This window comes from Streptomyces sp. NPDC001816, from assembly GCF_042892235.1.
In the GTDB taxonomy this organism is placed as follows: domain Bacteria; phylum Actinomycetota; class Actinomycetes; order Streptomycetales; family Streptomycetaceae; genus Streptomyces.
Genome location: NZ_JBIATY010000021.1, coordinates 39,831 through 60,785, shown reverse-complemented (window position 1 = coordinate 60,785; position 20,955 = coordinate 39,831). Strand labels below are relative to the sequence as shown.

Below are 20,955 nucleotides of genomic sequence, written 5' to 3'. Positions count from 1 at the left end.
CGGCCCCGCCGCGTCAGCCCCGCCGCGTCGGCCCGGCCTGCTCCCCGGGGGTCAGGGTGGTGTCCGCCCACGGTCGGTCCCGCCGCTCAACCAGTGCTCGGATATGAATGGAAGACCCGTCCTGGACCGGTTTCGGGCGCCTTCCGGGCCGGTCGGGCCCGCGTACGGGCGCCAGGACTCGCGAAAGCACCCCTCGCGCGGGCGGGGGGTGCTCTCGGGCCGGGCTTCGGCGGAATCGTCGAACGTCTCAGACGGCTCCGAACCAGCGCTCCAACGCGTCCTGCAGGCCGGCCTCGTCCGGGGCGGCCCAGGCGATGTGGCCGTCGGGGCGGACCAGCAGCGCGTGCGGGGCGTCCGGCGCGTCCCCCGCGCCCTCGGCCCAGTCGCCGGTGACCGTGTCCACCCGGTCGCCCCAGCGCGCCGCGGTGGCGCGCAGCGCATCGGAGTCGGCCGCCGCGGGGGTCACGAACAGCACGCCGCGGGCCGGCTTGAGCAGGTCCCGCACGGTGGCGGTGCTGCCGTCGGTGAGCTTGAGCGGGGTGTCGGGGCGCAGCCGCAGGCCGAGCCGCGGGTGGCTGCCGGAGCCCATGTCGTAGCGGACGTCGAGGCCGGAGACCTGGCCGGCCAGGTGGCGGGCCACTGCGGCGTCCTGGACGAGTTCCTGCATGACCGCGCGCAGCGGCTCCATCTCCTCGCCGGAGAGGTAGAGCTTGGTCTGGGCGCGGGTGTTGCGCATGAGCAGCTCCCCGACCGGGTGCCGCTCGGACTGGAAGGTGTCGAGGAGGCCCTCGGGCGCCCAGCCGTTGACGGCGGCCGCCAGCTTCCAGCCGAGGTTGACCGCGTCCTGCACGCCCACGCTCATGCCCTGCGCGCCGGCCGGCATGTGGATGTGGGTGGCGTCGCCGGCGAGGAAGATCCGGCCCTTGCGGTACTGGGCGGCCTGGCGGGTGGTGTCGGTGAAGGAGCTGATCCAGCGGACCTCGGCGTCGTGCAGGCGCTCGCCGGTCATGTCCTGCCAGGCGTCGGCGATGGTCTCGAACGTGAGGCCGCTCTTGTCCTCCGGCGGGCGCAGCGACTCGTTGTGGATGACGATCCGGTGGACGCCGTCCTCCAGGTTGAAGGCCATGACCATGCCGCCGGGCACGCGCTCGCCGATGGGGCGCTGGCGTACGTCCGCCCCGACGATGTCGGCCATGTACATCCCGCGGGTGGGCTCCCAGCCGGGGAAGTCGATGCCGGCGAGCCGGCGGACGATGCTGCGCGCCCCGTCACAGCCGACCAGGTAGCGGGCGCTCTCCTCGCCGCGGCCGGCGGGGCCCTCGTACTCGACGACGACGCCGTCTTCGGTCTCACGGAAGCCGAGCACCTCGTGTTCGCGGCGGATCTCGACGCCCAGCTCCTTCAGCCAGCCTTCGAGGATCTCCTCGGTGCGGTACTGCGGGATGCCGCGGACGCTGAAGTGGTTGTCGTCCAGCTTGGAGAAGTCGATGTGGACCCCGCCGAAGTGGCCCTGGGCCCATTCGACGTCGCCGAAGCGCTCCAGCAGGCCGCGCTGGTCGAAGACCTCGGCCGCGCGCCGGGTGAAGCCCACGCCGCGGGACTCGCCGCTGGGCGCGGGGAGCTTCTCGAAGACGACTACGTCCACGCCGCCCAGTTTCAGTTCGCCGGCGAGCATCAGCCCGACCGGACCGGCGCCGACGATGATCGCGCCCTTTGCCATGTCCTACTCCTCACACATCAAAGCTGCCGCGCATGGGCAGCGCCGGGTCGGCGGTGGTCGCGTACGTGTGGCGGGACCCGACACCCGGCAGCGGGACGGTCGCCTCGGCGACCGTCCCTCTGCGGGGTGGGGCGGGGGTGTCGTGCGCGGGCCGTCAGACGGCCGCGGGCGCCCCGAACCAACGGGTGAGGGCGGCTTCGAGGTCGCCGCCGTCCGGCGCCGCCCAGGCGATGTAGCCGTCGGGGCGGACCAGCACGGCCTGCGGGGCGTCCTGGTGGTCGGCCTCCTGGTCGGCCCAGGCGCCGGTGACCATGTCCACGCGGTCGGCCCAGCGGGCGGCGAGCTCGGCCGGGCCGCCGTCCCCGTCCGTGACGATGAGCACGCCGCGGGCTCCGTGCAGCAGCTCGGCGACCTTCGTGCGGGTGCCGTCGGCGAGCTCGACGACTCGGTGCGGGGCCAGGCGCATGCCCAGGACGGGGTGTCCCTCGGCGCCCACGTCGTACTTGATGTGCAGGCCGGAGACGCGGCCCGCGAGCCGCCTGGCGGCCTCGGGCAGGGTGACGAGTTCGCGCACGACGGCGCGCAGCGGCTCCATCTCCTCGCCGGCGAGGTACAGCAGCGACATGGAGTGCACGTCGCGCATCAGCTGCTCGCCGATCGGGTGGCGCTCGGCGTGGTAGGTGTCGAGCAGGGCCTCGGGGGCCCGGTCCCCGAGCACGGCGGCGAGCTTCCACCCGAGGTTGACGGCGTCCTGGAGACCGACGCTGACGCCCTGGGCGCCGAGCGGGGCGTGGTCGTGGGCGGCGTCGCCGGCGAGGAAGACGCGGCCCTTGCGGTACTGGGCGGCCAGGCCGGTGGCGTTGGTCAGGGCGCACATCCAGGAGGCGGAGGCGCCGTGGATGTCCTCGCCGGTCATGCGCTGCCAGGCGTCGGCGAGCTCCGAGAACTCCAGCTCGCCCTCGCCGTGGTGCGGGCGGACGCCGGGCTCGTGGATGACGATGCGGTCCACACCCGGCTCCAGAGTGACGGACAGCACCATGCCGCCGCCCTCGATGCGCTCGCCGATGGGCCGCATGCGCACGTTCGCGCCGACGACGTCGGCCAGGTACATGCCGCGGGTGGCCTCGTCGCCGGGGAAGTCGATGTCGGCCAGGGTGCGCACGGTGGACTTGCCGCCGTCGCAGCCGACGACGTACGTGGCACTGGCCTCGGTGTACCCGTCGGGGCCCTGGAAGCCGAGGACCACGCCGTCCTCGGTCTCGGTCAGGGTGGTCAGGTGATAGCCGCGGCGCACCTCGACGCCGAGTTCGGCGACCCAGCGGCCGAGCGCCTCCTCGGTGACGGACTGGGCCAGGCCCATGACGCCGAAGTGGCTCTCCTCCAGGAGGGAGAAGTCGATGCGGACACCGCCGTAGTGGCCCTGCTTGCCCCAGCGGATGTCGCCGAGCCTGTCGAGCAGCCCGCGCTGGTCGAGGACCTCCGCGGTACGGCTGGTGAATCCGAGGCCGCGCGACTCGCCGCTGGGGGCGGGCAGCTTGTCGTAGACGACGACGTCCGCGCCGCCGAGCCGCAGCTCACCCGCGAGCATCAGACCGACCGGCCCAGCGCCCACGATGATCGCGCTCTTTGCCATTTTCGATTCCTCCATACAGACGGTTGATCACCAGGGAAGACCAGGGGGGTGGAAGGGCGGTGCAGCGGGAGGGCAGGATCACTCAAGCGGTCCTTGAGGTCCGTTCCTCACCCGCGCGAGGCAGCTGCCGGTGCGCGGCGGGGCCGCCGCCGGGCGGTGGCGGCGGTGGTCACGGCAGCTCTTTCAGACCGTGCTCCGTCAGCAGGTCGCGGGCGAGCGCGAGTTCGGCGGCGGTGCCGTCGACGAACTGCTCCGCGGTGCGCGGGCGCAGGGCGGGCGGCAGCGTCTGCCAGGCGTAGGTCTCCACTTCCAGGTGCCCGGTCAACGCCCGTTCGCCGCGGGCCAGGTGGGCCGGCGCCTCGTTCAGGACGGGCAGGGTGGCGGTCAGGGGCACGGCGGGGGTCGCGTGCGGCGGTACGGGGCCGGGGCGTCCTTGGGGGCGGCGCGCAGGATCGAGTCGCCCTCGTGGGTGGCGCCCGCGGCGGCCGGGGTGCCGACGAGGGCGTCCCCGGGCCGGGTGAACACGGCGCGCACGCACAGCAGTTCCGCCCGGGCCGGCGGTCGTGCCGCCGGGGCGGTCATGGCGCGGCCGCCGCGCGGTCGCCCGCCGGCTGCTCGCCGAAGGCCGGCAGGGCCGCGTACTGCTCCGCCAGGGCGGGCACAACCCGCCTCGACTGCGGTGGCGACAGAGCCGCGGGCCCCGACCAGCCACACATCGGTCCGGTCTCCGGCGAGGGGGGCTCGGTGCAAACGGACACGGACGGCCTCCAGGGGCGTCGGACTGCGCAAGGCGATGCCGGGCCAAGGATGCCGACTACTTCGTCCCGAACGAACCGGTCTCCGGCCCACGTCGAGCGGCCGCCGAGCAGTTCTGGGCCGGCCGTCCGGCGGCCGCGCCGCGGCGCCCTTCCCGGGAGCGGACCCGAGACCCGCGCCACCATGGGCGAGGAACTCGGCCCGCGGGACCGGCGAATTTTGGGGCCGGCGGAAAAAGTGAGCGGAACTCCAGGGGCGTGCGAGGCGTCCGCCCCGCTCCAGATACGTACAAGTCGCTTTCCAGGGCGGGTCTATTCCTCCTTCTTATCGTGGCGGGACAGGTCCCTTCCGGCGGTTGGGACAGAATTCTTGCTCTTCTGCCACGGAGGAAACACATGCCCGCTGTGCCGCCCCCCGAAGTCGTCCGCGCCGCGGAGAAGACCCGGGCGGACCTGCAGAAGCAGGTCCGGGAGCTGGCCCCGCCCCCCTTCGCCCTGCTCGAACTGGCCATGGGCTCCATGGTGACCCAGGCCCTGTACGCCGCCGCCGAACTGCGCGTGGCCGAGGCCCTGCAGGCCGGTCCGCGACCGATCGAGGACCTGGCGGCCGAGGTCGGCGCGGACGCCGAGGCGCTGGGCCGGGTGCTGCGCCTGCTCGCCTCCCAGGGCGTGTTCACGCGCCAGGACGACGGCCTGTGGGCGCTGACGCCGATGGCCGACGCGCTGCGCGCCGACCACCCGGTGACGATGCGCGACATCTGCGTGCTGATGGGCCACCCGACGCACTGGGACGACTGGAACGGTTTTCTGGACGCGGTGCGGACCGGCGAGCCGAGCCTGCCGAAGCGGCGCGGCATGGGCGCCTTCGAATACCTCATGCAGAATCCGGAATACGGTGCGGTGTTCATCGGAGGAATGGGAAACATGTCCGCCACCGAGACCGCACCGGTCGTGGCCGCGTACGACTTCTCGCAGTTCGGCACGGTCCTGGACTTCTGCGGGGCCAACGGCGCGCTGCTGGCCGGGATCCTCAACAGCGCGCCGGACACCAAGGGCATCCTCTCGGACCCGCGCGTCGCGGCGAACGGCGCTGCGGAGTTCCTGGCGGCGCAGGGCGTCGCGGACCGCGTGACCCTGGCCGACGGCGACCTGTTCGAACCGATGCCGTCGGGCGCGGACGCGTACGTCCTCAAGCACATCGTGCACGACTGGCCGGAGGAGCAGGCTCTGCAGATCCTCCGGAACGTGCGCGCCGCGATCAAGCCGGGCGGCAAGCTGCTGCTGGTGGAGATGGTGGTCCCGGAGGAGGGCGAAGAGCCGCACTCCGGCAAGCTCGTCGACCTGTGGCTGCTGCTGCTCGTGGGCGGCAAGGAGCGCACCCGGTCGCAGTACGCGGAGCTGGTGGCGAAGGCCGGCTTCAAGCTGGAGCGGGTCGTGGAGAGCGCCTCGGCCGTCTCGATCGTGGAGGCCGTCGCGGTCTGACGCACCGCCTGTGAGCGGCCCCGGCTCCGCGTTTCCCCCGACGCGGAGCCGGGGCCTTCCGCGTGCCCGCCCCGTACGTCGCCCACCCGCGCACCCCGCGCCCCCGGAGGGGCGGGGGCTGCGGTGCCCCTGAGGAGGTCAGGCGGAAGCGGCTCCCAGCCACCGCTCCAGCGCGGCCGCGAGCCCGTGCGCGGGCTCGCCCGCCCAGGCCACGTACCCGTCGGGGCGGACCAGCAGCGCGGGCACGCCGGCCAGTACGTCCGGGCCGTCGACCGGCTTGACGGACACGGTGTGCACGTCGAGGCGGCCCTGCCAGCCGGCCGCCGTACGGCGCGCCCCGGCGTCGTCGGCGAAGTCGAGCAGCACGGCCCGGCCCTGGTGCAGCAGCCGCGCGGTGCGCTGCTCGCCGTCGGCGCCGACCAGCAGCCGTGGCGGCATCCGGCGGCCGACCAGCGGATGGGCGTCCTCGCCCGTGCCGAAGTCGTAGCGGATGTCGAGGTGGCTGACCGCGCCGGCCAGGTGCCGCTTGACCTCGTCGTACCGGACCAGCTCGGCGAACAGCTCGCGCAGCGGGTCCGACTCCGCGCCGCCGAGGAAGACGATCCCCTGGGCACGGGTGTTGGCCAGCAGGCGGCGGCCGACCGGCCACCGCTCGGCGTGGTAGGTGTCCAGCAGCGCCTCGGGGGCATCGCCGCGGACCACGGCGGCCAGCTTCCAGCCGAGGTTGGCCGCGTCCTGCACGCCGGTGCTGAGGCCCTGGCCGCCGGCCGGCAGGTGGATGTGCGCCGCGTCGCCGGCCACGAACACCCGGCCCCGCCGGTACTCGGAGGCCTGGCGGGTGGCGTTGGTGAAGGAGGACACCCAGTCGGCGCCGCCGTGCGAGATGTCCTCGCCCGTGATGCTCTGCCAGGCCTCCGCGACCTCCTCGAAGGTCACGGTCCGCTCCCGGTCGTGCGCCGGCCGGCCGTCGGGGCAGACGATGATCCGGTCCACGCCCTCGGCCAGCGGGGCTGCCATCACCATGCCGTTGTTCAGGCGCTCGCCGAGGAACCGCGGCCGCAGGGAGCAGCCGGTGACGTCGGCGAGGTACATGCCCTGGGTGGCGTCGGTGCCGGGGAACTCGAAGCCGGCCGCCTTGCGGACGTGGCTGGAACCGCCGTCGGCGCCCACCAAGTAGGCGGCGCGCAGCCGCTGCTCGTCACCCTCGGGCGTACGGACGGTGATCTCGGCGTGGTCCCCGTCGAGGAAGCCGTCGGCGAGGGAGACGAACTCCCAGCCGCGCCGGATGTCGGCGCCGAGTTCGGCGGCCCAGCCCTCCAGTACGGCCTCGGTCTCCCCCTGCGGGATGCCGCGGGCGCCGAAGTGGGCGTCCTCGAGGACGGTGAAGTCGAACTGGGCCCCGCCGAAGTGCCCCACGGGGCTGGTGGCGAGGGTCTCGCCCTGGCCGAACCGGGGCAGCAGCCCGCGCTCGTCGAACACCTCCATGGCACGGGCGGTGAAGCCCAGGCCACGGGACTGCCCGGTCGGCGCCGCCAGCTTCTCGATCACGACGACGCGGGCTCCGCCCAGGCGCAGTTCGCCGGCGAGCATCAGTCCGGTTGGACCGGCGCCGACGACGATGACGTCGGTGTCCGCCGCTGTCCCTTCCATGGGTTGTCCTTCCTGGCAGTGGGGATCACTGGGGACTGGCTTGTGTGTGGATGTGCGGGGGGTGCGGCCGTACTGGTGGGGACGTACTGGTGGGGACGTATTCGTGGGGTGTGTACGCGTCCCCGGCCCTCAGGGGGTCGATGGGCGGGCCGGGCCGAACCAGCGGTCGAGCGCCTCGGCCAGCCCGCCCTCGTCCCGGCCCACCCACGCCACGTAGCCGTCGGGCCGTACGAGCAGGGCCCCCGGCTCACCGGGGAGCGAGCCGGGCTCCGGGTCGCCGGCGACCGCGGTGACCCGGTCGGCCCAGCCGGCGGGCACCCGTACGCCGGTCCCGCCCAGGTCGAGCAGCAGACCGCCGGGGGCGCGCAGCAGCGCGGCGGTGCTGCCGCGCTCGCGTCCGCCGGACCGCACGACGGTGTGCGGCAGCCGGGCGCCGAGCAGCGGGTGGGCGGGGCCGGGCACCGGGTAGCGCACGTCGAGTGCGCTGATCATCCCGGCCAGGTGGGCCCGTGCCTCCTCCAGTCCGGTCAGCTCGCCCACCAGCGCGCGCAGCGGCTCCACCTCGGGGCCGCCGAGCAGCAGCAGGGCCTGGGCCTGGATGTTCGCCAGGACCCGGCGGCCGACCGCGTGCCGCTCCTCGTGGTAGGTGTCCAGGAGGCGCTCGGGAGCCAGCCCGCGCACGGTGAGCGCGAGCTTCCAGCCGAGGTTGAAGGCGTCCTGGAGACCGAGGTTGAGGGCCTGGCCGCCGACCGGCATCTGCCGGTGGGCGGCGTCCCCCGCGAACAGGACGCGCCCGTGCCGGTAGGAGGCGAGCTGCCGGGAGGCGTCGCCGAAGGAGTTCACCCACAGCGGGGTACCGCCGCTGATGTCCTCTCCGGTGACCCGCTTCCAGACGGTCGCGACCTCCTCGAACGAGGCGCCCCGGGTGCGCGGGCCGGCCGTCGAGCCGAACTCGTGGACCATGACGCGGGTGACGCCCTTGTCGTTGCGCCAGGCGATGGCCAGGCCCCGCTCCAGGCGTTGGAAACGCCGGTCGGGGATCTCGATGCCCTCGACGTCGGCCCGCAGCAGTTCCCGGCCGGCGTCGTGGCCGGGGAAGTCCACCCCGGTCAGCCGCCGTACGGTGCTGTCCTCGCCGTCGCAGGCGACCAGGTAGCGGGCGCGCAGCCGCAGGACGCCGTCCCGTCCGACGGCCTCGGCCTCGACGTACTCGCCGACCTCGCCGACGGCGACCAGTTCGTGGCCGCACCGGATGTCGACGCCGCGCGAGATCGCCCACTCCTCCAGGACCGCCTCGGTCTTGGTCTGCGGCACCTTCCACTGGCCCGGGTGGGTGCTGGGCAGGCCGAGGCCGAGCGGGAGACCGCCGAAATGGCCGCGCGGCTCGTTGGGCGGCGTGCCGACGTCGGGCAGCAGGTCCCGCGCGTCGAGGATCTCCATGGTGCGGGCGTGCAGCGTGGAGGCCCGGGACTCGGTGGAGGGGGCCTTGCGCTTCTCGACCACGACCACGTCCACGCCACCGCGGGCGAGTTCGCCGGCGAGCATCAGGCCGACGGGGCCGGCCCCGACGACCAGGACCTCGGTGTCGAGCCGGTCCGGGCGGCCCGCGCCGCCCGGTGCCGGCTCGACACCACCCCCTGCAAGGTCGGGTACCACGCTCAGGAGGCCTTCGACTCGGCGTAGGCCTTCGCGTGCGCGAGGGTGGCGCAGCTGTTGGTGGACAGCGCCGTGTGCACGTACGCGCGGGCGTCGGCGACGGTGGCCTCGTCCCCGAGGATGCGCGCGATGTTCTCCGTGTTGAGGGTGACGGTGTGCTGCGAGGAGGCGGCGACGCCCTCGTCGGTCTCGACGAAGGTCCACTCGCCGGTGTGCAGGGTCATCAGCGCCGGCAGGGTGACCTGCTTGTAGGCGATCCTGTCGTGGGGGAAGACCACCCGGTACGACTTGGTGGTGTGCACCGAGCCGTCCTTGGCGCGGGTGTCCATCTCCAGCTCCTGCAGGCCCGGGGTGTCCTCCGCGAGGCGCACCACGGCCACGTGCGGGAGCCGCTCGGCCCAGAGCTGGGCCTCGTTGATGAAGTCGAACACGTCCTTGGCGGAACCCGCGACCTGGACGGTGTCGGTGAACGAGAAGGTCAGCTCCTCGGTCTGCGCAGCGTGCGCCGCCTCGACGTTGACCTTGAGCGCGGCCAGCTCGGAGGTGCTGTTCTTGTCCACCGCCCGCTCGATCCACAGCAGGTCGTGCGGGTCGTCGTTGACGGCGCTGTAGTCGTGCAGCAGCCGGACGCGGGACTCCGCCTCGCCGAGCGGCTCGATGATCCAGGTGCCGCCCATGTGCTTGACGGGCTCCGCCGGGACCTCCTGGCGGAAGGTGATGCGCAGGCCCTCCTGGTCCAGGGTGCGGCGCGAGGTCCAGCTCTTCGGCCGGCCGTTGGCGGTCGCCCAGATCCGGATCTTCTCCTCGGCACCCTGGGCCTCGACCCGGTCCACGTGGATGGTGGGCGGGAAGATGCGCGGCCAGTTGGTCACGTCCGCGAGCAACTGGTACACGGCGGCTGCCGGGGCGCCGATGGTGATCTCGTGCTCGACCTCACGCGTGGTCATGGCAGGTTCTCCTCAGATGGTGTTCGGCGGGCGCGTGGGGCGGGCCCTGCTAGAAGTTGCCCAGGCCGCCGCAGACGTTGAGCGCCTGGGAGGTGATGGAGGCGGCGGTGTCCGAGGCCAGGTAGCCGACCAGGCCGGCGACCTCCTCCGGGGTGGAGTAGCGACCGAGCGGGATCTTCGCCTGGAACTTCTCGAGGATGGCGTCCTCGGAGGTGTCGTAGGCGGCCGCGTAGCCCTGGCGCACGCGCTGGGCCATCGGGGTCTCGACGTAGCCGGGGCAGACCGCATTGACGGTGATGCCGGTCGGGGCCAGCTCGTTGCCGAGGGCCTTGGTGAAGCCGACGACACCGTGCTTGGAGGCCGAGTACGGAGCGCCGAGGACGACGCCCTGCTTGCCCGCGGTGGAGGCGATGTTGATGATCCGGCCGCGGTCCTTGGCGCGCATCCCGCCGACCGTCAGGGCGGCGCGGGTGACGCGGAAGACGCTGTTGAGGTTGGTGTCGACGACGTCGTCCCACAGCTCGTCCGTGATGTCGGCGGTGGGGCCGCCGCCGGAGCGGCCGGCGTTGTTGACCACGACGTCGACGGAGCCGAAGCGGTCGACCGCGCCCTGGACCCAGCCGTTGACGGACGCGGTGTCGCGCACGTCGACGACCGCGCCGTCCACGTCCAGGCCCTCGGCCTGGAGCTCCTTGACGGTCTCGGCGATGTTCTCGGCGCTGCGGGCGCCGATGTACACCTGGTGGCCCTGCTGGGCCAGCAGCCGCGCCGAGGCGAGGCCGATGCCGCTGGTGCCGCCGGTGACGAGGGCGACCCGGGTGGTGGTGTGCTGCGTCATGTCCGGGGATCTCCTCAGGCGGCCGGGGCCGGGACGAGCTGGGCGTTGACGACCTCGATGAAGGCCCGCGGGGTGTTCGCGTCGTTGACGGCCTCCTCGTCGAGGGATATGCCGTACTCGCGCTCGATGAGGCTGCCGGCCTCCAGCAGTGCGAGGGACTCGTAGCCGAGCACGTCGAACTCGGTGTCGAGGATGTCGCCGTCCAGGTCGACGCCCTCGGCCACACCCGCGGCCTCCTGCAGGATGCGCTTGAGGTCGTCGAGGGTGAACGCCTTGGTGGCCATGGTGGAAGTCCTTTTCATCCGTGAGCTGGTGTGGGTTCGGTGGGCGCGTACAGCGCGGCTAGTCGGCGGCGCGGACGACCATGGCGGAGTTGAAGCCGCCGCTGCCGCGGGCCAGGACGAGGGCGGTGCGCACCTCGGCCTTGCGCGGCTGGCCGAGGACCAGGTCCAGCGGGTAGTCCGGGCATGGGTCGACGTGCACGGTCGGCGGGATGACCCCGTCGCGGATCGAGAAGAACGCGGCGGCCAGGTCCAGGGGCGAGGCCCCCGAGTACAGGCGGCCCGTCATGGTCTTGGGCACCGTCACCGGGACGGCGCGCGGTCCGAAGACGGCGCTGATCGCCTCGGCCTCGATCCGGTCCAGGGCCGGGTCTGCGGCACCGTCGGCGAAGACCACGTCCACCTCGCCGGCGGGCACCCCGGCGTCGGCCAGCGCGATCTGGATCGCCTTGCGCAGGCCCGGCTCGCGGCCGCTGCCCGGCTTGGGGTCGATCGTCGCGCCGTAGCCGGCGATCTCGCCGTAGATGTGCGCGCCGCGGGCGCGGGCCGTGTCGGCGTCCTCGGCTATGAGGATCGCGCCGCCCTCACCGGGCACGTAGCCGCAGGCCTCGCGGTCGAAGGGCAGATAGGCGCGGGTGGGCTCGTCGCTGGTGCTGAGCTTGCCCGTGGACAGTTGCGCCACCCAGCCCCAGGTGCAGACCGAGGCGTCGACGCCGCCGGTGACGATCAGCGAGGTGCCCTTGCGGATCTGGCGGCGGGCATGGGCGACCGCGTCGAGGCCGCCGGCGCCCTCGCTGACGACGACCCCGGAGGGGCCCTTCATCCCGTTGCGGATCGAGATCTGGCCGCTGTTGACGGCGTAGAACCAGGCGAAGGACTGGTACGCCGAGACGTACTGGCTGCCGCGGGCCCACAGGCTCTGCAGCTCGCCCTGGCCGAACTCGAAACCGCCGGCCGCGGACGCCGTGATGACGCCCATGTCGAACTCGGGCTGCTCCTTGGGGTCGACGCCCGCGTCCGCCAGCGCCCAGTCCGTGGCGACCAGCGCGAGCCGGGTGACCCGGTCGGTCTGCGGCAGCAGCCGGCTGGGCAGGTGGTCCTCGGCGGCGAAGCCGGGGATCTCGCCGGCCAGCTTGGCCGGGTAGCCGGCCGGGTCGAAGCGGGTGATCCGGCCGATGCCGTTCTTCGCACCCAGGGTCGCGTTCCAGTAGTCCTCGGCACCGAGCCCGTTGGGGGAGGCGATGCCCAGGCCGGTGACCACCACCGACGTGGTCATACGAGGCTCCTTTCGGGGCTGGCCAGCACCATGGCGCTCTGGAAGCCGCCGAATCCGCTGCCGACCGTGAGGACCGCGTCGACGAGCTGGTCGCGCGCGATCACGGGGACGTAGTCGAGGTCGCACTCGGGGTCGGGCGTGCTGAGGTTGGCCGTCGGGGGCACGACGTCGTACTCCATGGCCAGCGCCGACGCGGCGATCTCGATGGAACCGATGGCGCCGAGCGAGTGCCCGACCATCGACTTGATGGAGCTGACCGGCGTGCGGTAGGCGTGGTCGCCGAGGCTGCGCTTGAACGCGGCCGTCTCGTGGCGGTCGTTCTGCTTGGTTCCCGAGCCGTGCGCGTTGATGTAGTCGATGGCCTCGGGGTTGAGCCGGGCCTCGGCGAGAGCGAGGTTGATCGCCTCGGACATCTCGACGCCGTCGGGCCGCAGGCCCGTCATGTGGTACGCGTTGGAGCGAGTGGCGTAGCCGGCGATCTCCGCGTAGATGTGGGCGCCGCGCTTCTTGGCGCTCTCCAGCTCCTCCAGGACGAAGAAGGCGGTGCCCTCGCCCAGGACGAAGCCGTTGCGGGTGCCGTCGAAGGGCCGGGAGGCGCGCTCGGGCTCGTCGAACCGCGGGGTGGTCGCCTTGATCGCGTCGAAGCAGGCCATGGTGATCGGCGAGATCGGCGCGTCGGACGAACCGGCGATCACGACGTCCGCGGTGCCCTCGCGCACCAACTCGATGGCGTAGCCCACCGAGTCGATGCCGGAGGTGCAGCCGGTGGAGACCACGGTGGAGGGGCCCTCGGCACCGACGGCCCAGGCGACCTCGGCCGCGAAGGAGCTCGGCACCATGTAGTCGTACAGGTGCGGCACCGCGTACGCATGGTCGACCAGGTCGAGTCGGCCGGCGTCGGAGACGACCCGGTACTCCTCGTCGAGACCCATCGTGGCGCCGACGGCGCTGCCGACGGTGACGCCGATGCGGTGCGGGTCGTACCCGCTGAGGTCGATGCCGCTGTCGGCGACCGCACCGCGCGAGGCGACGACCGCAAACTGCGCGGCCCGGTCCAGGCGGCGCACCTCCTGCGGGGTCAGGCCGTGCGCGTGCGGGTCGAAGTCGACCTCGGCGGCCACCCGGGAGCGGAACTGCGCCGGATCGAAGAACGTGATCCCGCGGGTGGCCGTTCGGCCCTCGCTCAGCAGACTCCAGAACTTCTCCTTGCCGACACCGCCGGGCGCGATCACCTCGATTCCGGTGATGACTACGCGTCGCCGGTTCACGCGTTCGCCTCCCATGTGTAGAAGCGCTGCGCCATGGCGTCGGCCGGTGAGCGCCAGGTCTTCGGGTCGTAGGCCTCGATGAAGGGCTTGAGGTCCTCGCTGATCCGGACGAAGCGCGAGTCGGACTTCGCCTGCTCGATCAGCTCGCCCCCGTTGTCCTCGTCGAAGTCCTGGAGGTGGAAGTACAGGCCCCGGTAGGAGAACAGCTGGCGGCGGCGCGTCCCCATCCTGTGAGGCATTTCCGTCGCGTCGAAGTCGGAGAACAGCTTGGCCACATCGGTGGCGGATGCCGCTGCCATCCTGGCGACAATCAGCGTGCTGTGCATACGGTGTAGCTCCTCAGCGGTTGCGTGGGAGGGGATCGCGGTCAGGCCGAGCCTTGAGATTCCGTGGCCGAAACTGCATTCGCCAGCCACCTCGACGGTCCCGCATGCCGATAGGGCCACGCCCGGAGCATTCTCGAATTCCACCGGAGCGGGACGGCGGGGCGCCCGCCGAACGCTTCGGCGGACGGTTGCGCACGCGGCCGGGTCCCGGGACGTACGGCGGTACGCGGCGCGGGCACGTGCGCGGGACGCCCGGCCCCCGAAGCGGGGAGCCGGGCGTCCGGGGGCGTGTGCGGGCAGCGGCGTGTGCGGGCGGTCGCGCCGTGGTCGGCGCGCCGGATCACTCGCCGGCAGCGCGGGTGTGCACCACCTTGTACGTGTTGGTGGACGGGGCGCCGTCGAGCACGGCGCGGAGCCGGCCCACGGCGGCCTTGCGGGCCTCGGACTGCTGCTCCGGGGCCTGGTCGCGGAAGGCCTCGAAGGCCTCCTTGCTGTCCCACTGTGAGTACGTGACGACGAAGGTGCCGTCGAGGCCGCGGGCCCGCAGGCCCTTGAGCACGACGTTCGCCCGGAAGCCCGGGAAGTCCTTGATGAACTCCTGGCCGGCCCCCAGGGCTTCGATGGCTTCGTCCTGCCCGTCGGCGGTGACCGTGAAGACGGCGATGCTGGTGTAGTCGTCGCGGTGCGGGCCGATCTCGACCTTGCCGCCGAGCTCGTCGGAGGTCAGCACGTAGGCGACCTCGTTCTGGAGGAGCCTGATCGAGGTGGTGATCTCGGAGAAGACCGGCAGGGTGCGGTGCTTGAACTCGTCGCCCGCGTAGCGCTTCTCCAGGTCCTCGCCGCTGCGCCACTGGATGAAGTTCGCGGTGCCCGGCTGGTCGACCCCGGCGTGGACGGTCGAGGACATCCAGCCCTCGTACGCGGCCGCGTCGACGATCTTCGTCATCTCCTGGATCAGGCGGTCCTGGTTCTCGGGCTTGTCGGTCGTGAAGAGGTTGAGGACGGTGAGGTGCTTGTCCTCGACGGAGATGAAAGGCATTCTTCTTCGCTTCCTTTGAAAGGGTGGGACGAGACCGGACGGGAACGCGCTTACTCGGCGGGACCGAACCAGTGGGAGAGGGCGTCGACGAGGCCTTCGGAGCCGGCGCCGAGGGGCGCGACCCAGGCCACGTAGCCGTCAGGGCGGACGAGGATGGCGTCCACCGGTGCGGCGCAGTCGGGGTGGTCGACGCGGAGCACGTCGACGCGGTCGGCCCAGCCCGCGGCCGCCTCGCGCAGGCCGAGGCCGTCACCGAGCTCCAGCAGTACGGCCCGCCCCGCCGCCAGCAGCGCGAAGGCGGAGGTCTTCTCTCCGTCGACGACCAGCTCGCGGTCGGGCAGGCGGCGGCCGAGCAGGGGGTGTTCGCCCGGGACCGTCGCGTGGCGGATGTCGAGGCCGGTGACCATGCCGACCAGGTGGCGGCGGACCGACTCGTGGTTCTCGACCAGTTCGGTGAAGACCTCGCGCAGCGGGGTGATGTCGTCCCCGCCGAGGTAGAGGATGCGCTGGGCGAGGGTGTTGGTCAGGATGCGGGCGCCGACCGGGTACCGCTCGGCGTGGTAGGTGTCGAGCAGGCCCTCGGGAGCCTGGCCCTTGACGTCCAGGGCCAGCTTCCAGCCGAGGTTGACCGCGTCCTGGACGCCCGCGCTCATGCCCTGCGCGCCGATGGGCAGGTGGATGTGCGCGGCGTCGCCGGCCAGGAAGACCCGGCCGCGCCGGTACTCGGACGCCTGGCGGGAGTTGTCGGTGGTGGAGCTGACCCACAGCGGGGTGGCACCGGAGATGTCCTCGCCGGTCAGGCGCTGCCAGGCCTCGACGACCTCGTCGAAGGTGATCGGGCCGTCGGCGGTGCGCAGCGGCTGGGCGCTGTCGAAGTAGATGACGCGGGCGCGGTCCGGTCCCATGGGGATGACCATCACCATGCCGCCGGGGACGCGCTCGCCGCTGAAGCGGGGGCGCAGCTGGACGCCGGCGACGTCGGCGAAGCGCAGCTCGATGGCCGGCTCGGTACCGGGGAAGTCGATGCCGGCGAGCTTGCGCACGGCGCTGCGGGCGCCGTCGGCGCCCACGACGTGCCGGGCGCGCAGGGTCACGGTGCCGTCCGGGGTCGCGCCGGTCACGGTGACGCCGTCCGCGTCCTGCTCCAGACCGAGGACCTCGACACCGCGGCGGACCTCGGCGCCCAGCTCCCGGGCCCAGCCACCGAGGACGCCCTCGGTACGGGCCTGCGGGATGCCGCGGGCTCCGTACGATCCGCCCTCCAGCACCTGGTAGTCGAGCGGCACGCCGCCGAAGTGGCCGACGGGAATGACACCGACCTCACCGAAACGGGATATCAGGCCGCGCTGAGCGAATTCTTCGATCGTACGCGCCGAGAATCCGAGGGCGCGGGATTCTCGAATGGGCTCCGCGAGCTTGTCGAGGACGATGACCGAGACTCCATTGAGCCTCAGTTCGCCCGCGAGCATGAGTCCGGTGGGACCGGCTCCCACGACAATGACGTCCGCATCAAAGGTGCTCATCTGCCCTCTTCCCACTGGTGTGCGCCCAGTATCGCGAGGGCTCGATCAGGGCGTAAATAGCGAGCTGTACAGGCCTTTGAAAAGCAATGACAGAAAAAGGTCCGCTACGTCAGATCTTTGTCAGGCGGGTTGCCCGCACGGGTGCGCGCGGGCGCATTCTCGGGCATGACCTCCACTCACACCCCCGCCGGTTCCGATACCGGAGCCGCTGCGGAGACCGCGGCGGAGTCCCGGGCCCTCGTGGCGTCCCTGCTCGACCGCTACCTGGTCTCGCTCGACGAGGAGGAACTCGACGACGCCTGGGCCGCGGAGCTGTTCACCCCGGACGCCGTCGTCGCCTTCCCGCCGATGAGCCGCCATCAGGGCGCCGAGGGCATGGCGGAGTTCCACCGCGCCGCCCTGTCGGCCTTCGCCGCCACCCAGCACCTGGGCTCCCCCGCCCTGGTCGTCCTCGACGGCGACCGGGCGACGCTGCGGGCCAACCTGCTGTCCACGCACGTGCACCACCCGTACCACGCCCGCCCGCAGGGCGACCTGCCGCCGCTGTTCGCCACCGGCACGTTCGTCAACGGCGAGGCCCGGCGGACCCCGCGGGGCTGGCGGCTGACGCTGCTGTCCTTCCGCCTGCTGTGGGCGGACGGCAGCCCGCCACCGAAGGACGCGTGAGGCGCGCAGGGCGAGGCGCTCGGGAAGGGGACGGAACGCGACGCGCGGCGGCGCCGGGAGGAGCCTCCCGGCGCCGCCGCGCGCGCGTGGTGTCGTCGTCCGCGTCCCGGACCCGGTCAGGCGTTGAGGCTGAGCACCCGGTCCACCTCGATCTCGATGACCACCCGGCCGGGCGGGTTCGGCGGCGCCGACCTGTACCGCTCGGTGTACCGCCTGACGCCCTCGGCCACCCGCGCCGGGTCCGTCACGACGGTGCCGGTGCCTTCCAGCGTGACCCAGGTGAACCCGTGAACCTGGCACAGCGCGACCCGACTGCCCGGGGCCGCGAGCAGGTTCCTGGCCTTGCGCGAGGACGCCACCGTCATGACCCGGACGAGGCCGGCGGCCGCGTCCCAGGTGAACCGTACGGGCGCCATGTGGAGCGTCCCGCCGGGCCGGACGGTGGTGAGCGCGGCCACGTGCTGGGGGGCGGCGAGGAACGCCTCGATCGAGGCGGACGCCTCGGGCCTGCGGCCCTGCTTCGACAGCGACATCGTGCGAAACATCCTTTCCTCCGACGCGAACGTCGGCTCCACGGGGCGCGGCCGGCCGCGCCCCTCGGGGCGGTGTCAGCCGGCGGAGGCGGCACCCGGGGCGCCGCGTCCGTCGCGCACACCAGCGCTTGCGGACGCGTACCTCTCGGCGCCTACGGCGACCGACAGGAACGCGTCGTGGTGGGCGGCCTCCCGTACCGTGGTGACGACGTCGGCCCCGCCGCCGGTGCCGGCCGGTTCGGCGGTGATGGCGGCCGGCACCGGAGCCGGCGGGATCCGGCCCCGCACGATGCACCACGTGACCCGGCGCAGCCGGGCGGCGGCCACCCGCAGCGCCCCTGCGGCCTGCTCGGCCGGCGGGAGGGCCGGGTACGCGCCGCCCGCCGGGTGCGCCCCGCCGACCGGACACCCCGTCCGGGGCGGCTGCTGCGCACCACCCGGGTGCGCCGCGCGGGCCTGGAACGCCGGGTACGCGGGACGGGTCACCGGCCCGCGTCCGGCGCCCTGCAGGAGCTGCTCCCCCGGCAGGAAGACGAGATGGCCGACGAACGCCTCCGCCGGCGGAGACAGTTCGGACATCGGCTAGTCAATGCCGCGGACGAGGGTGAAGGACTCGGCGTCGTCCTCGTCGTCCGCCCCGGCCAGCAACAGCGGCGGGGGCGTGCCCACGGGGACCAGCCCGAACACGGCCGTCTCGTTCTCGCCAAGCTCCTCGATGTACATGGGCGACTCCTTCACGGTGTGTCGCCCACGCTGTCAAGACCGGCTCGTAACCGGCTCGACAGCGGCTCGCCCGCCGATCGAGTGCAGCCGTCCGCGGGCGCCCGGCTCGGCGGCCGGGCGGCGCCGCACGGCGATCCGCGGCAGCGCGTGGCCGGCGAGCGCGGCGAGCACCTCGGCGACCGTGGTCCGTTCGTCCGTGCGCGGCAGCGCGGTCAGCAGGCGCACGCAATGCCCGACGAGCCGGCCCGCATCGGCGGCAGAGATCCGGGCCCGGTCGTGCAGCGCGCTCAGGGTCAGCGCGCCGTCCGGCTCGCGGTGCGCGAACAGGGCCACCGGGAACGCGGTGTGCACCCCGCTCGCCTTCGGCGGGTCCACCCGCACGCCGCCGGCGGCCAGTTCGGCGCGCGCCTCCGGCTGCCGCAGCGGCGCGCTCTCCACCGCGACGAGGCTCTCCAGCAGACGGCCGCCGCGGGTGGCGCGGCCGGTCCACTCGTGGATCTGGCCGGCCGAGACCCATTCGTACGCGGCCATGGCGAGAGCCCGGTCGCGCAGCCCGGTCAGCAGCCGCAAGAACCGCTGCCCCGGATCGACCTGCACCGACATCGGCAGGCAGTTGCGCAGCGGGCCGGGCAGCCGCTCGACGGCGTCCAGGGTGATCCCGCGCCCCGAGACGGTCACGCCGAAGCCGACCTGTGCGGGACCGGACGCGCCCGTGGCGCGGTAGAGCAGCAGCGCCCACGCCGCCTGCAGCGCAGTGGAGTCGGGCAGCGCCTGGGCTGCGGCCCAGCGGTGCAGCCGGTCGGCCTCGACGGCGGTCAGGCGCGCCTCGGCGCGCCCGCAGCCGCTCTCCAGGGTGTCGGGTCCCGGCGCGGCGGGCAGCACGGCGGGCGTCCCGGCCGGCACGGTCCGGGTCCAGAACTCCCGGGCGGGGCCCGGGTCCTGGCGGCTGAGCCACAGGGACCAGTCCCGCACGTCGGGGCGCCGCTCCAGGCCCGGCAGCGCGCCGCCGGCCAGGTACGCCCGGTAGAACTCGTCGATGAGGACGGACACGCTCCAGGCGTCGAGCAGCCCGTGGTGGAAGGTGAGCAGCACCCGGGTGGCGGCCCCGGCCGCGTCCGGCTCCCGGTCCGCACCGGGAGGCAGACCAGGGCCCTCGGCGGGCCCTGCGCCCCCGCCGCCGGACGGTTCGTCCAGCAGCGTGACACGCAGCGGGCCGGGGCGGCGCAGGTCGAAGCCGCGCAGCCGGTCGCGTTCGACGAGCTCGTCCCAGCCGACGCTGCCGGCCGGGTGGCGCACCACCTCGGCGGTGGCCCGCTCGTGCAGGACCACGTGCGGCTCGGGTTCCCAGGCGAAGGCGGCCCGCAGGACCGTCTCGCGGTCGACCACCGACTGCCAGGCGGCCGTGAACCGCTCCGCGTCCAGCGGGCCGCGCCAGCGCCAGGAGACCTGCTCGACGTGCCGACCGGTGCCGCGGTGGTCGAACGAGTCCAGCAACAGGTCGTGCTGCTGCCAGGTCACCGGCAGGCCGGGCGGCTGGGCAGGGCGGCCTTCCCGCGGACGCGGGGAGCCGGCTGCCCCGGAGGCGGAGGCACCGTGGCCGGCTCGTCGCTGCTCCGCGCGCGGGCGGCGGGGCATCGCCATGTCCGCCTCCTCTGGCGCTCGTCCCGTATACGCTGGCCGGCCGTTCGGCCGGGGTCCGGGAAGCAACCGGCCACGTAGGGCGCGGAACTCCCGGGCCCACCGTGACGCACCCCGCTGCCAAGCCGCTGACGGACCGCTGACACGGCTGGGACAGCGCCTCAGAATCGCTGGAAACCCGCTGGATCAGCGTCCGTTCAGGCTCATCGCCGACAGGAAGCCCTGGTCGAGCATGGTGCCGGCGGACGTGTCGTCCGCGGTGCACAGTCCTGCGTCGTGGCAGGCGGTGCTCACCAGGTAGCGGCCCATCACCTCGTGGGTGGCGAACCCCCACTCGCCCCGAGTGGCGGCACTGCCGTCCGGAGCGTGCAGCTTCAGACCCCGCCCGAAGCCGAACTCCTTGAAGCCGAGCCGCAGTCCCTGCCCCAGCGCCTTGGTGTACGCCTCTTTCAGGGTCCACAGCCTCAGCGCGTGCGGCACCCGCTGCTCCTCCGGCAGCTCCGCGATCTCCGCCGCCTCGGTGGCGGTCAGGATCTGCGCCTCCAGGAGGTCCAGCCGAACCGTGCGCCCGGTCGGCTCCACGTCCACCCCGATCCGGCCGGTGCGGCTGAGGCCCACGGCCATCAGGTCCCCGGTGTGCGACAGGCTCAGCTCGATCTGGTCGAAGCCGCGCAGGTACGGGCGCCCGCCCAGCCGATAGGCCAGGTCCAGGTACTCCGGCTCGATCCCGAGGGCCGCCCCGGCCGTGCACTTCATGAGCAGCCGGGCGGCGGCGAAGCGGTAGCGGACGGTGGGGTCGAGGGTGCGGCGGTAGCGCTCCCAGTCCGAGCCCAGCAGCTCGCGCAGCCGGGGAGCCGTCAGGACGCTCGGCAGCCATTCGGTCCACGTCGTGTAGACCACCGCGTTGCCGAGCTCCGCCAGGCTCTCCCGCACTCCGTGCCACGGCCCGTCCGGCCGTGGCACGTGCATCGGTACGGCACACGTCACCTGGTTCATCGTCG

General features: G+C 73.2%; 20 protein-coding genes and 1 pseudogene. 2 read left to right on the top strand and 19 right to left on the bottom strand.

Going from position 1 to position 20,955, the window contains the following annotated elements:
- Positions 1 to 247: 247 nt before the first annotated feature.
- The 4 genes and pseudogenes from ACFYZZ_RS43815 to ACFYZZ_RS43800 all read right to left on the bottom strand — a co-directional run bounded on the left by ACFYZZ_RS43815 (position 248) and on the right by ACFYZZ_RS43800 (position 3,935).
- Positions 248 to 1,720 (bottom strand): FAD-dependent monooxygenase, encoded by a 1,473-nt coding sequence (locus ACFYZZ_RS43815; protein WP_389189241.1) that lies wholly within the window; start codon positions 1,718 to 1,720, stop codon positions 248 to 250.
- A 154-nt stretch (positions 1,721 to 1,874) separates the two neighbouring features.
- Complete coding sequence (locus ACFYZZ_RS43810; protein ID WP_389189239.1) at positions 1,875 to 3,353, bottom strand: FAD-dependent monooxygenase; 1,479 nt, start codon at positions 3,351 to 3,353, stop codon at positions 1,875 to 1,877.
- 169 nt (positions 3,354 to 3,522) lie between these two features.
- A pseudogene (locus tag ACFYZZ_RS43805) lies at positions 3,523 to 3,771 on the bottom strand (xylose isomerase); the annotation flags it as partial.
- On the bottom strand, positions 3,738 to 3,935 hold the full coding sequence (locus ACFYZZ_RS43800) for a hypothetical protein (RefSeq protein ID WP_389189384.1): 198 nt from the start codon (positions 3,933 to 3,935) through the stop codon (positions 3,738 to 3,740). The gene ACFYZZ_RS43800 and the pseudogene ACFYZZ_RS43805, both read right to left, overlap by 34 nt.
- Positions 3,936 to 4,504: 569 nt before the next feature.
- On the opposite strand from ACFYZZ_RS43800, the gene ACFYZZ_RS43795 reads away from it, so the two are divergent.
- Complete coding sequence (locus tag ACFYZZ_RS43795) at positions 4,505 to 5,590, top strand: methyltransferase (protein WP_389189236.1); 1,086 nt, start codon at positions 4,505 to 4,507, stop codon at positions 5,588 to 5,590.
- Between the two features lie 138 nt (positions 5,591 to 5,728).
- On the opposite strand, the gene ACFYZZ_RS43790 is transcribed toward ACFYZZ_RS43795, so the two are convergent.
- From ACFYZZ_RS43790 to ACFYZZ_RS43745, 10 genes are all read right to left on the bottom strand, one after another.
- On the bottom strand, positions 5,729 to 7,240 hold the full coding sequence (locus ACFYZZ_RS43790) for an FAD-dependent monooxygenase (RefSeq protein ID WP_389189234.1): 1,512 nt from the start codon (positions 7,238 to 7,240) through the stop codon (positions 5,729 to 5,731).
- A gap of 129 nt (positions 7,241 to 7,369) precedes the next feature.
- A complete protein-coding gene (locus ACFYZZ_RS43785; RefSeq protein ID WP_389189231.1) occupies positions 7,370 to 8,896 on the bottom strand; it encodes an FAD-dependent oxidoreductase in 1,527 nt (508 codons plus the stop codon).
- Between the two features lie 2 nt (positions 8,897 to 8,898).
- Positions 8,899 to 9,843, bottom strand: coding sequence for an aromatase/cyclase (locus tag ACFYZZ_RS43780; RefSeq protein ID WP_389189228.1), 945 nt, complete (start codon positions 9,841 to 9,843; stop codon positions 8,899 to 8,901).
- A 49-nt stretch (positions 9,844 to 9,892) separates the two neighbouring features.
- Entirely contained in the window at positions 9,893 to 10,681 is a 789-nt protein-coding gene (fabG, locus tag ACFYZZ_RS43775) for a 3-oxoacyl-ACP reductase FabG (RefSeq protein WP_389189226.1), read from the bottom strand.
- A gap of 14 nt (positions 10,682 to 10,695) precedes the next feature.
- Complete coding sequence (locus ACFYZZ_RS43770) at positions 10,696 to 10,965, bottom strand: acyl carrier protein (RefSeq protein ID WP_389189223.1); 270 nt, start codon at positions 10,963 to 10,965, stop codon at positions 10,696 to 10,698.
- 58 nt (positions 10,966 to 11,023) lie between these two features.
- Positions 11,024 to 12,238 (bottom strand): ketosynthase chain-length factor, encoded by a 1,215-nt coding sequence (locus ACFYZZ_RS43765; RefSeq protein ID WP_389189220.1) that lies wholly within the window; start codon positions 12,236 to 12,238, stop codon positions 11,024 to 11,026.
- Positions 12,235 to 13,506 carry a beta-ketoacyl-[acyl-carrier-protein] synthase family protein gene (locus tag ACFYZZ_RS43760; protein WP_389189217.1) on the bottom strand — a complete coding sequence of 424 codons (1,272 nt, stop codon included), beginning with the start codon at positions 13,504 to 13,506 and terminating at the stop codon, positions 12,235 to 12,237. Before ACFYZZ_RS43760 ends, ACFYZZ_RS43765 begins: the two co-directional genes overlap by 4 nt.
- Entirely contained in the window at positions 13,503 to 13,832 is a 330-nt protein-coding gene (locus ACFYZZ_RS43755) for a TcmI family type II polyketide cyclase (RefSeq protein WP_389189215.1), read from the bottom strand. The genes ACFYZZ_RS43760 and ACFYZZ_RS43755 overlap by 4 nt, the downstream gene beginning before the upstream one ends.
- A gap of 340 nt (positions 13,833 to 14,172) precedes the next feature.
- Positions 14,173 to 14,871 carry an antibiotic biosynthesis monooxygenase family protein gene (locus ACFYZZ_RS43750; protein WP_389189212.1) on the bottom strand — a complete coding sequence of 233 codons (699 nt, stop codon included), beginning with the start codon at positions 14,869 to 14,871 and terminating at the stop codon, positions 14,173 to 14,175.
- 50 nt (positions 14,872 to 14,921) lie between these two features.
- A complete protein-coding gene (locus ACFYZZ_RS43745) occupies positions 14,922 to 16,394 on the bottom strand; it encodes an FAD-dependent monooxygenase (RefSeq protein ID WP_389189209.1) in 1,473 nt (490 codons plus the stop codon).
- Positions 16,395 to 16,559: 165 nt separating this feature from the next.
- On the opposite strand from ACFYZZ_RS43745, the gene ACFYZZ_RS43740 reads away from it, so the two are divergent.
- Positions 16,560 to 17,060, top strand: a complete 501-nt coding sequence (locus ACFYZZ_RS43740; RefSeq protein ID WP_389189206.1) for a nuclear transport factor 2 family protein — start codon at positions 16,560 to 16,562, stop codon at positions 17,058 to 17,060.
- A gap of 116 nt (positions 17,061 to 17,176) precedes the next feature.
- Here the strand turns inward: ACFYZZ_RS43740 and ACFYZZ_RS43735 are convergent, their stop codons facing one another.
- From ACFYZZ_RS43735 to ACFYZZ_RS43715, 5 genes are all read right to left on the bottom strand, one after another.
- Positions 17,177 to 17,593 (bottom strand): pyridoxamine 5'-phosphate oxidase family protein, encoded by a 417-nt coding sequence (locus ACFYZZ_RS43735; protein ID WP_389189203.1) that lies wholly within the window; start codon positions 17,591 to 17,593, stop codon positions 17,177 to 17,179.
- A 75-nt stretch (positions 17,594 to 17,668) separates the two neighbouring features.
- A complete protein-coding gene (locus ACFYZZ_RS43730; protein WP_389189201.1) occupies positions 17,669 to 18,172 on the bottom strand; it encodes a hypothetical protein in 504 nt (167 codons plus the stop codon).
- Between the two features lie 3 nt (positions 18,173 to 18,175).
- On the bottom strand, positions 18,176 to 18,316 hold the full coding sequence (locus ACFYZZ_RS43725; RefSeq protein ID WP_389189198.1) for a hypothetical protein: 141 nt from the start codon (positions 18,314 to 18,316) through the stop codon (positions 18,176 to 18,178).
- Between the two features lie 33 nt (positions 18,317 to 18,349).
- Positions 18,350 to 19,957, bottom strand: a complete 1,608-nt coding sequence (locus ACFYZZ_RS43720; RefSeq protein ID WP_389189196.1) for a condensation domain-containing protein — start codon at positions 19,955 to 19,957, stop codon at positions 18,350 to 18,352.
- Between the two features lie 183 nt (positions 19,958 to 20,140).
- Positions 20,141 to 20,950, bottom strand: coding sequence for a 4'-phosphopantetheinyl transferase family protein (locus ACFYZZ_RS43715; protein WP_389189193.1), 810 nt, complete (start codon positions 20,948 to 20,950; stop codon positions 20,141 to 20,143).
- Between the last annotated feature and the right edge of the window lie 5 nt (positions 20,951 to 20,955).

What these genes read in the sequence shown, in the direction of transcription:
- ACFYZZ_RS43815 (WP_389189241.1), bottom strand. Translation starts at nt 1,720, where the DNA reads ATGGCAAAGGGCGCGATCATCGTCGGCGCCGGTCCGGTCGGGCTGATG.
- ACFYZZ_RS43810 (WP_389189239.1), bottom strand. Translation starts at nt 3,353, where the DNA reads ATGGCAAAGAGCGCGATCATCGTGGGCGCTGGGCCGGTCGGTCTGATG.
- ACFYZZ_RS43800 (WP_389189384.1), bottom strand. Translation starts at nt 3,935, where the DNA reads ATGACCGCCCCGGCGGCACGACCGCCGGCCCGGGCGGAACTGCTGTGC.
- ACFYZZ_RS43795 (WP_389189236.1), top strand. Translation starts at nt 4,505, where the DNA reads ATGCCCGCTGTGCCGCCCCCCGAAGTCGTCCGCGCCGCGGAGAAGACC.
- ACFYZZ_RS43790 (WP_389189234.1), bottom strand. Translation starts at nt 7,240, where the DNA reads ATGGAAGGGACAGCGGCGGACACCGACGTCATCGTCGTCGGCGCCGGT.
- ACFYZZ_RS43780 (WP_389189228.1), bottom strand. Translation starts at nt 9,843, where the DNA reads ATGACCACGCGTGAGGTCGAGCACGAGATCACCATCGGCGCCCCGGCA.
- fabG (WP_389189226.1), bottom strand. Translation starts at nt 10,681, where the DNA reads ATGACGCAGCACACCACCACCCGGGTCGCCCTCGTCACCGGCGGCACC.
- ACFYZZ_RS43770 (WP_389189223.1), bottom strand. Translation starts at nt 10,965, where the DNA reads ATGGCCACCAAGGCGTTCACCCTCGACGACCTCAAGCGCATCCTGCAG.
- ACFYZZ_RS43765 (WP_389189220.1), bottom strand. Translation starts at nt 12,238, where the DNA reads ATGACCACGTCGGTGGTGGTCACCGGCCTGGGCATCGCCTCCCCCAAC.
- ACFYZZ_RS43755 (WP_389189215.1), bottom strand. Translation starts at nt 13,832, where the DNA reads ATGCACAGCACGCTGATTGTCGCCAGGATGGCAGCGGCATCCGCCACC.
- ACFYZZ_RS43750 (WP_389189212.1), bottom strand. Translation starts at nt 14,871, where the DNA reads ATGCCTTTCATCTCCGTCGAGGACAAGCACCTCACCGTCCTCAACCTC.
- ACFYZZ_RS43745 (WP_389189209.1), bottom strand. Translation starts at nt 16,394, where the DNA reads ATGAGCACCTTTGATGCGGACGTCATTGTCGTGGGAGCCGGTCCCACC.
- ACFYZZ_RS43740 (WP_389189206.1), top strand. Translation starts at nt 16,560, where the DNA reads ATGACCTCCACTCACACCCCCGCCGGTTCCGATACCGGAGCCGCTGCG.
- ACFYZZ_RS43735 (WP_389189203.1), bottom strand. Translation starts at nt 17,593, where the DNA reads ATGTCGCTGTCGAAGCAGGGCCGCAGGCCCGAGGCGTCCGCCTCGATC.
- ACFYZZ_RS43730 (WP_389189201.1), bottom strand. Translation starts at nt 18,172, where the DNA reads ATGTCCGAACTGTCTCCGCCGGCGGAGGCGTTCGTCGGCCATCTCGTC.
- ACFYZZ_RS43725 (WP_389189198.1), bottom strand. Translation starts at nt 18,316, where the DNA reads ATGTACATCGAGGAGCTTGGCGAGAACGAGACGGCCGTGTTCGGGCTG.
- ACFYZZ_RS43720 (WP_389189196.1), bottom strand. Translation starts at nt 19,957, where the DNA reads ATGGCGATGCCCCGCCGCCCGCGCGCGGAGCAGCGACGAGCCGGCCAC.
- ACFYZZ_RS43715 (WP_389189193.1), bottom strand. Translation starts at nt 20,950, where the DNA reads ATGAACCAGGTGACGTGTGCCGTACCGATGCACGTGCCACGGCCGGAC.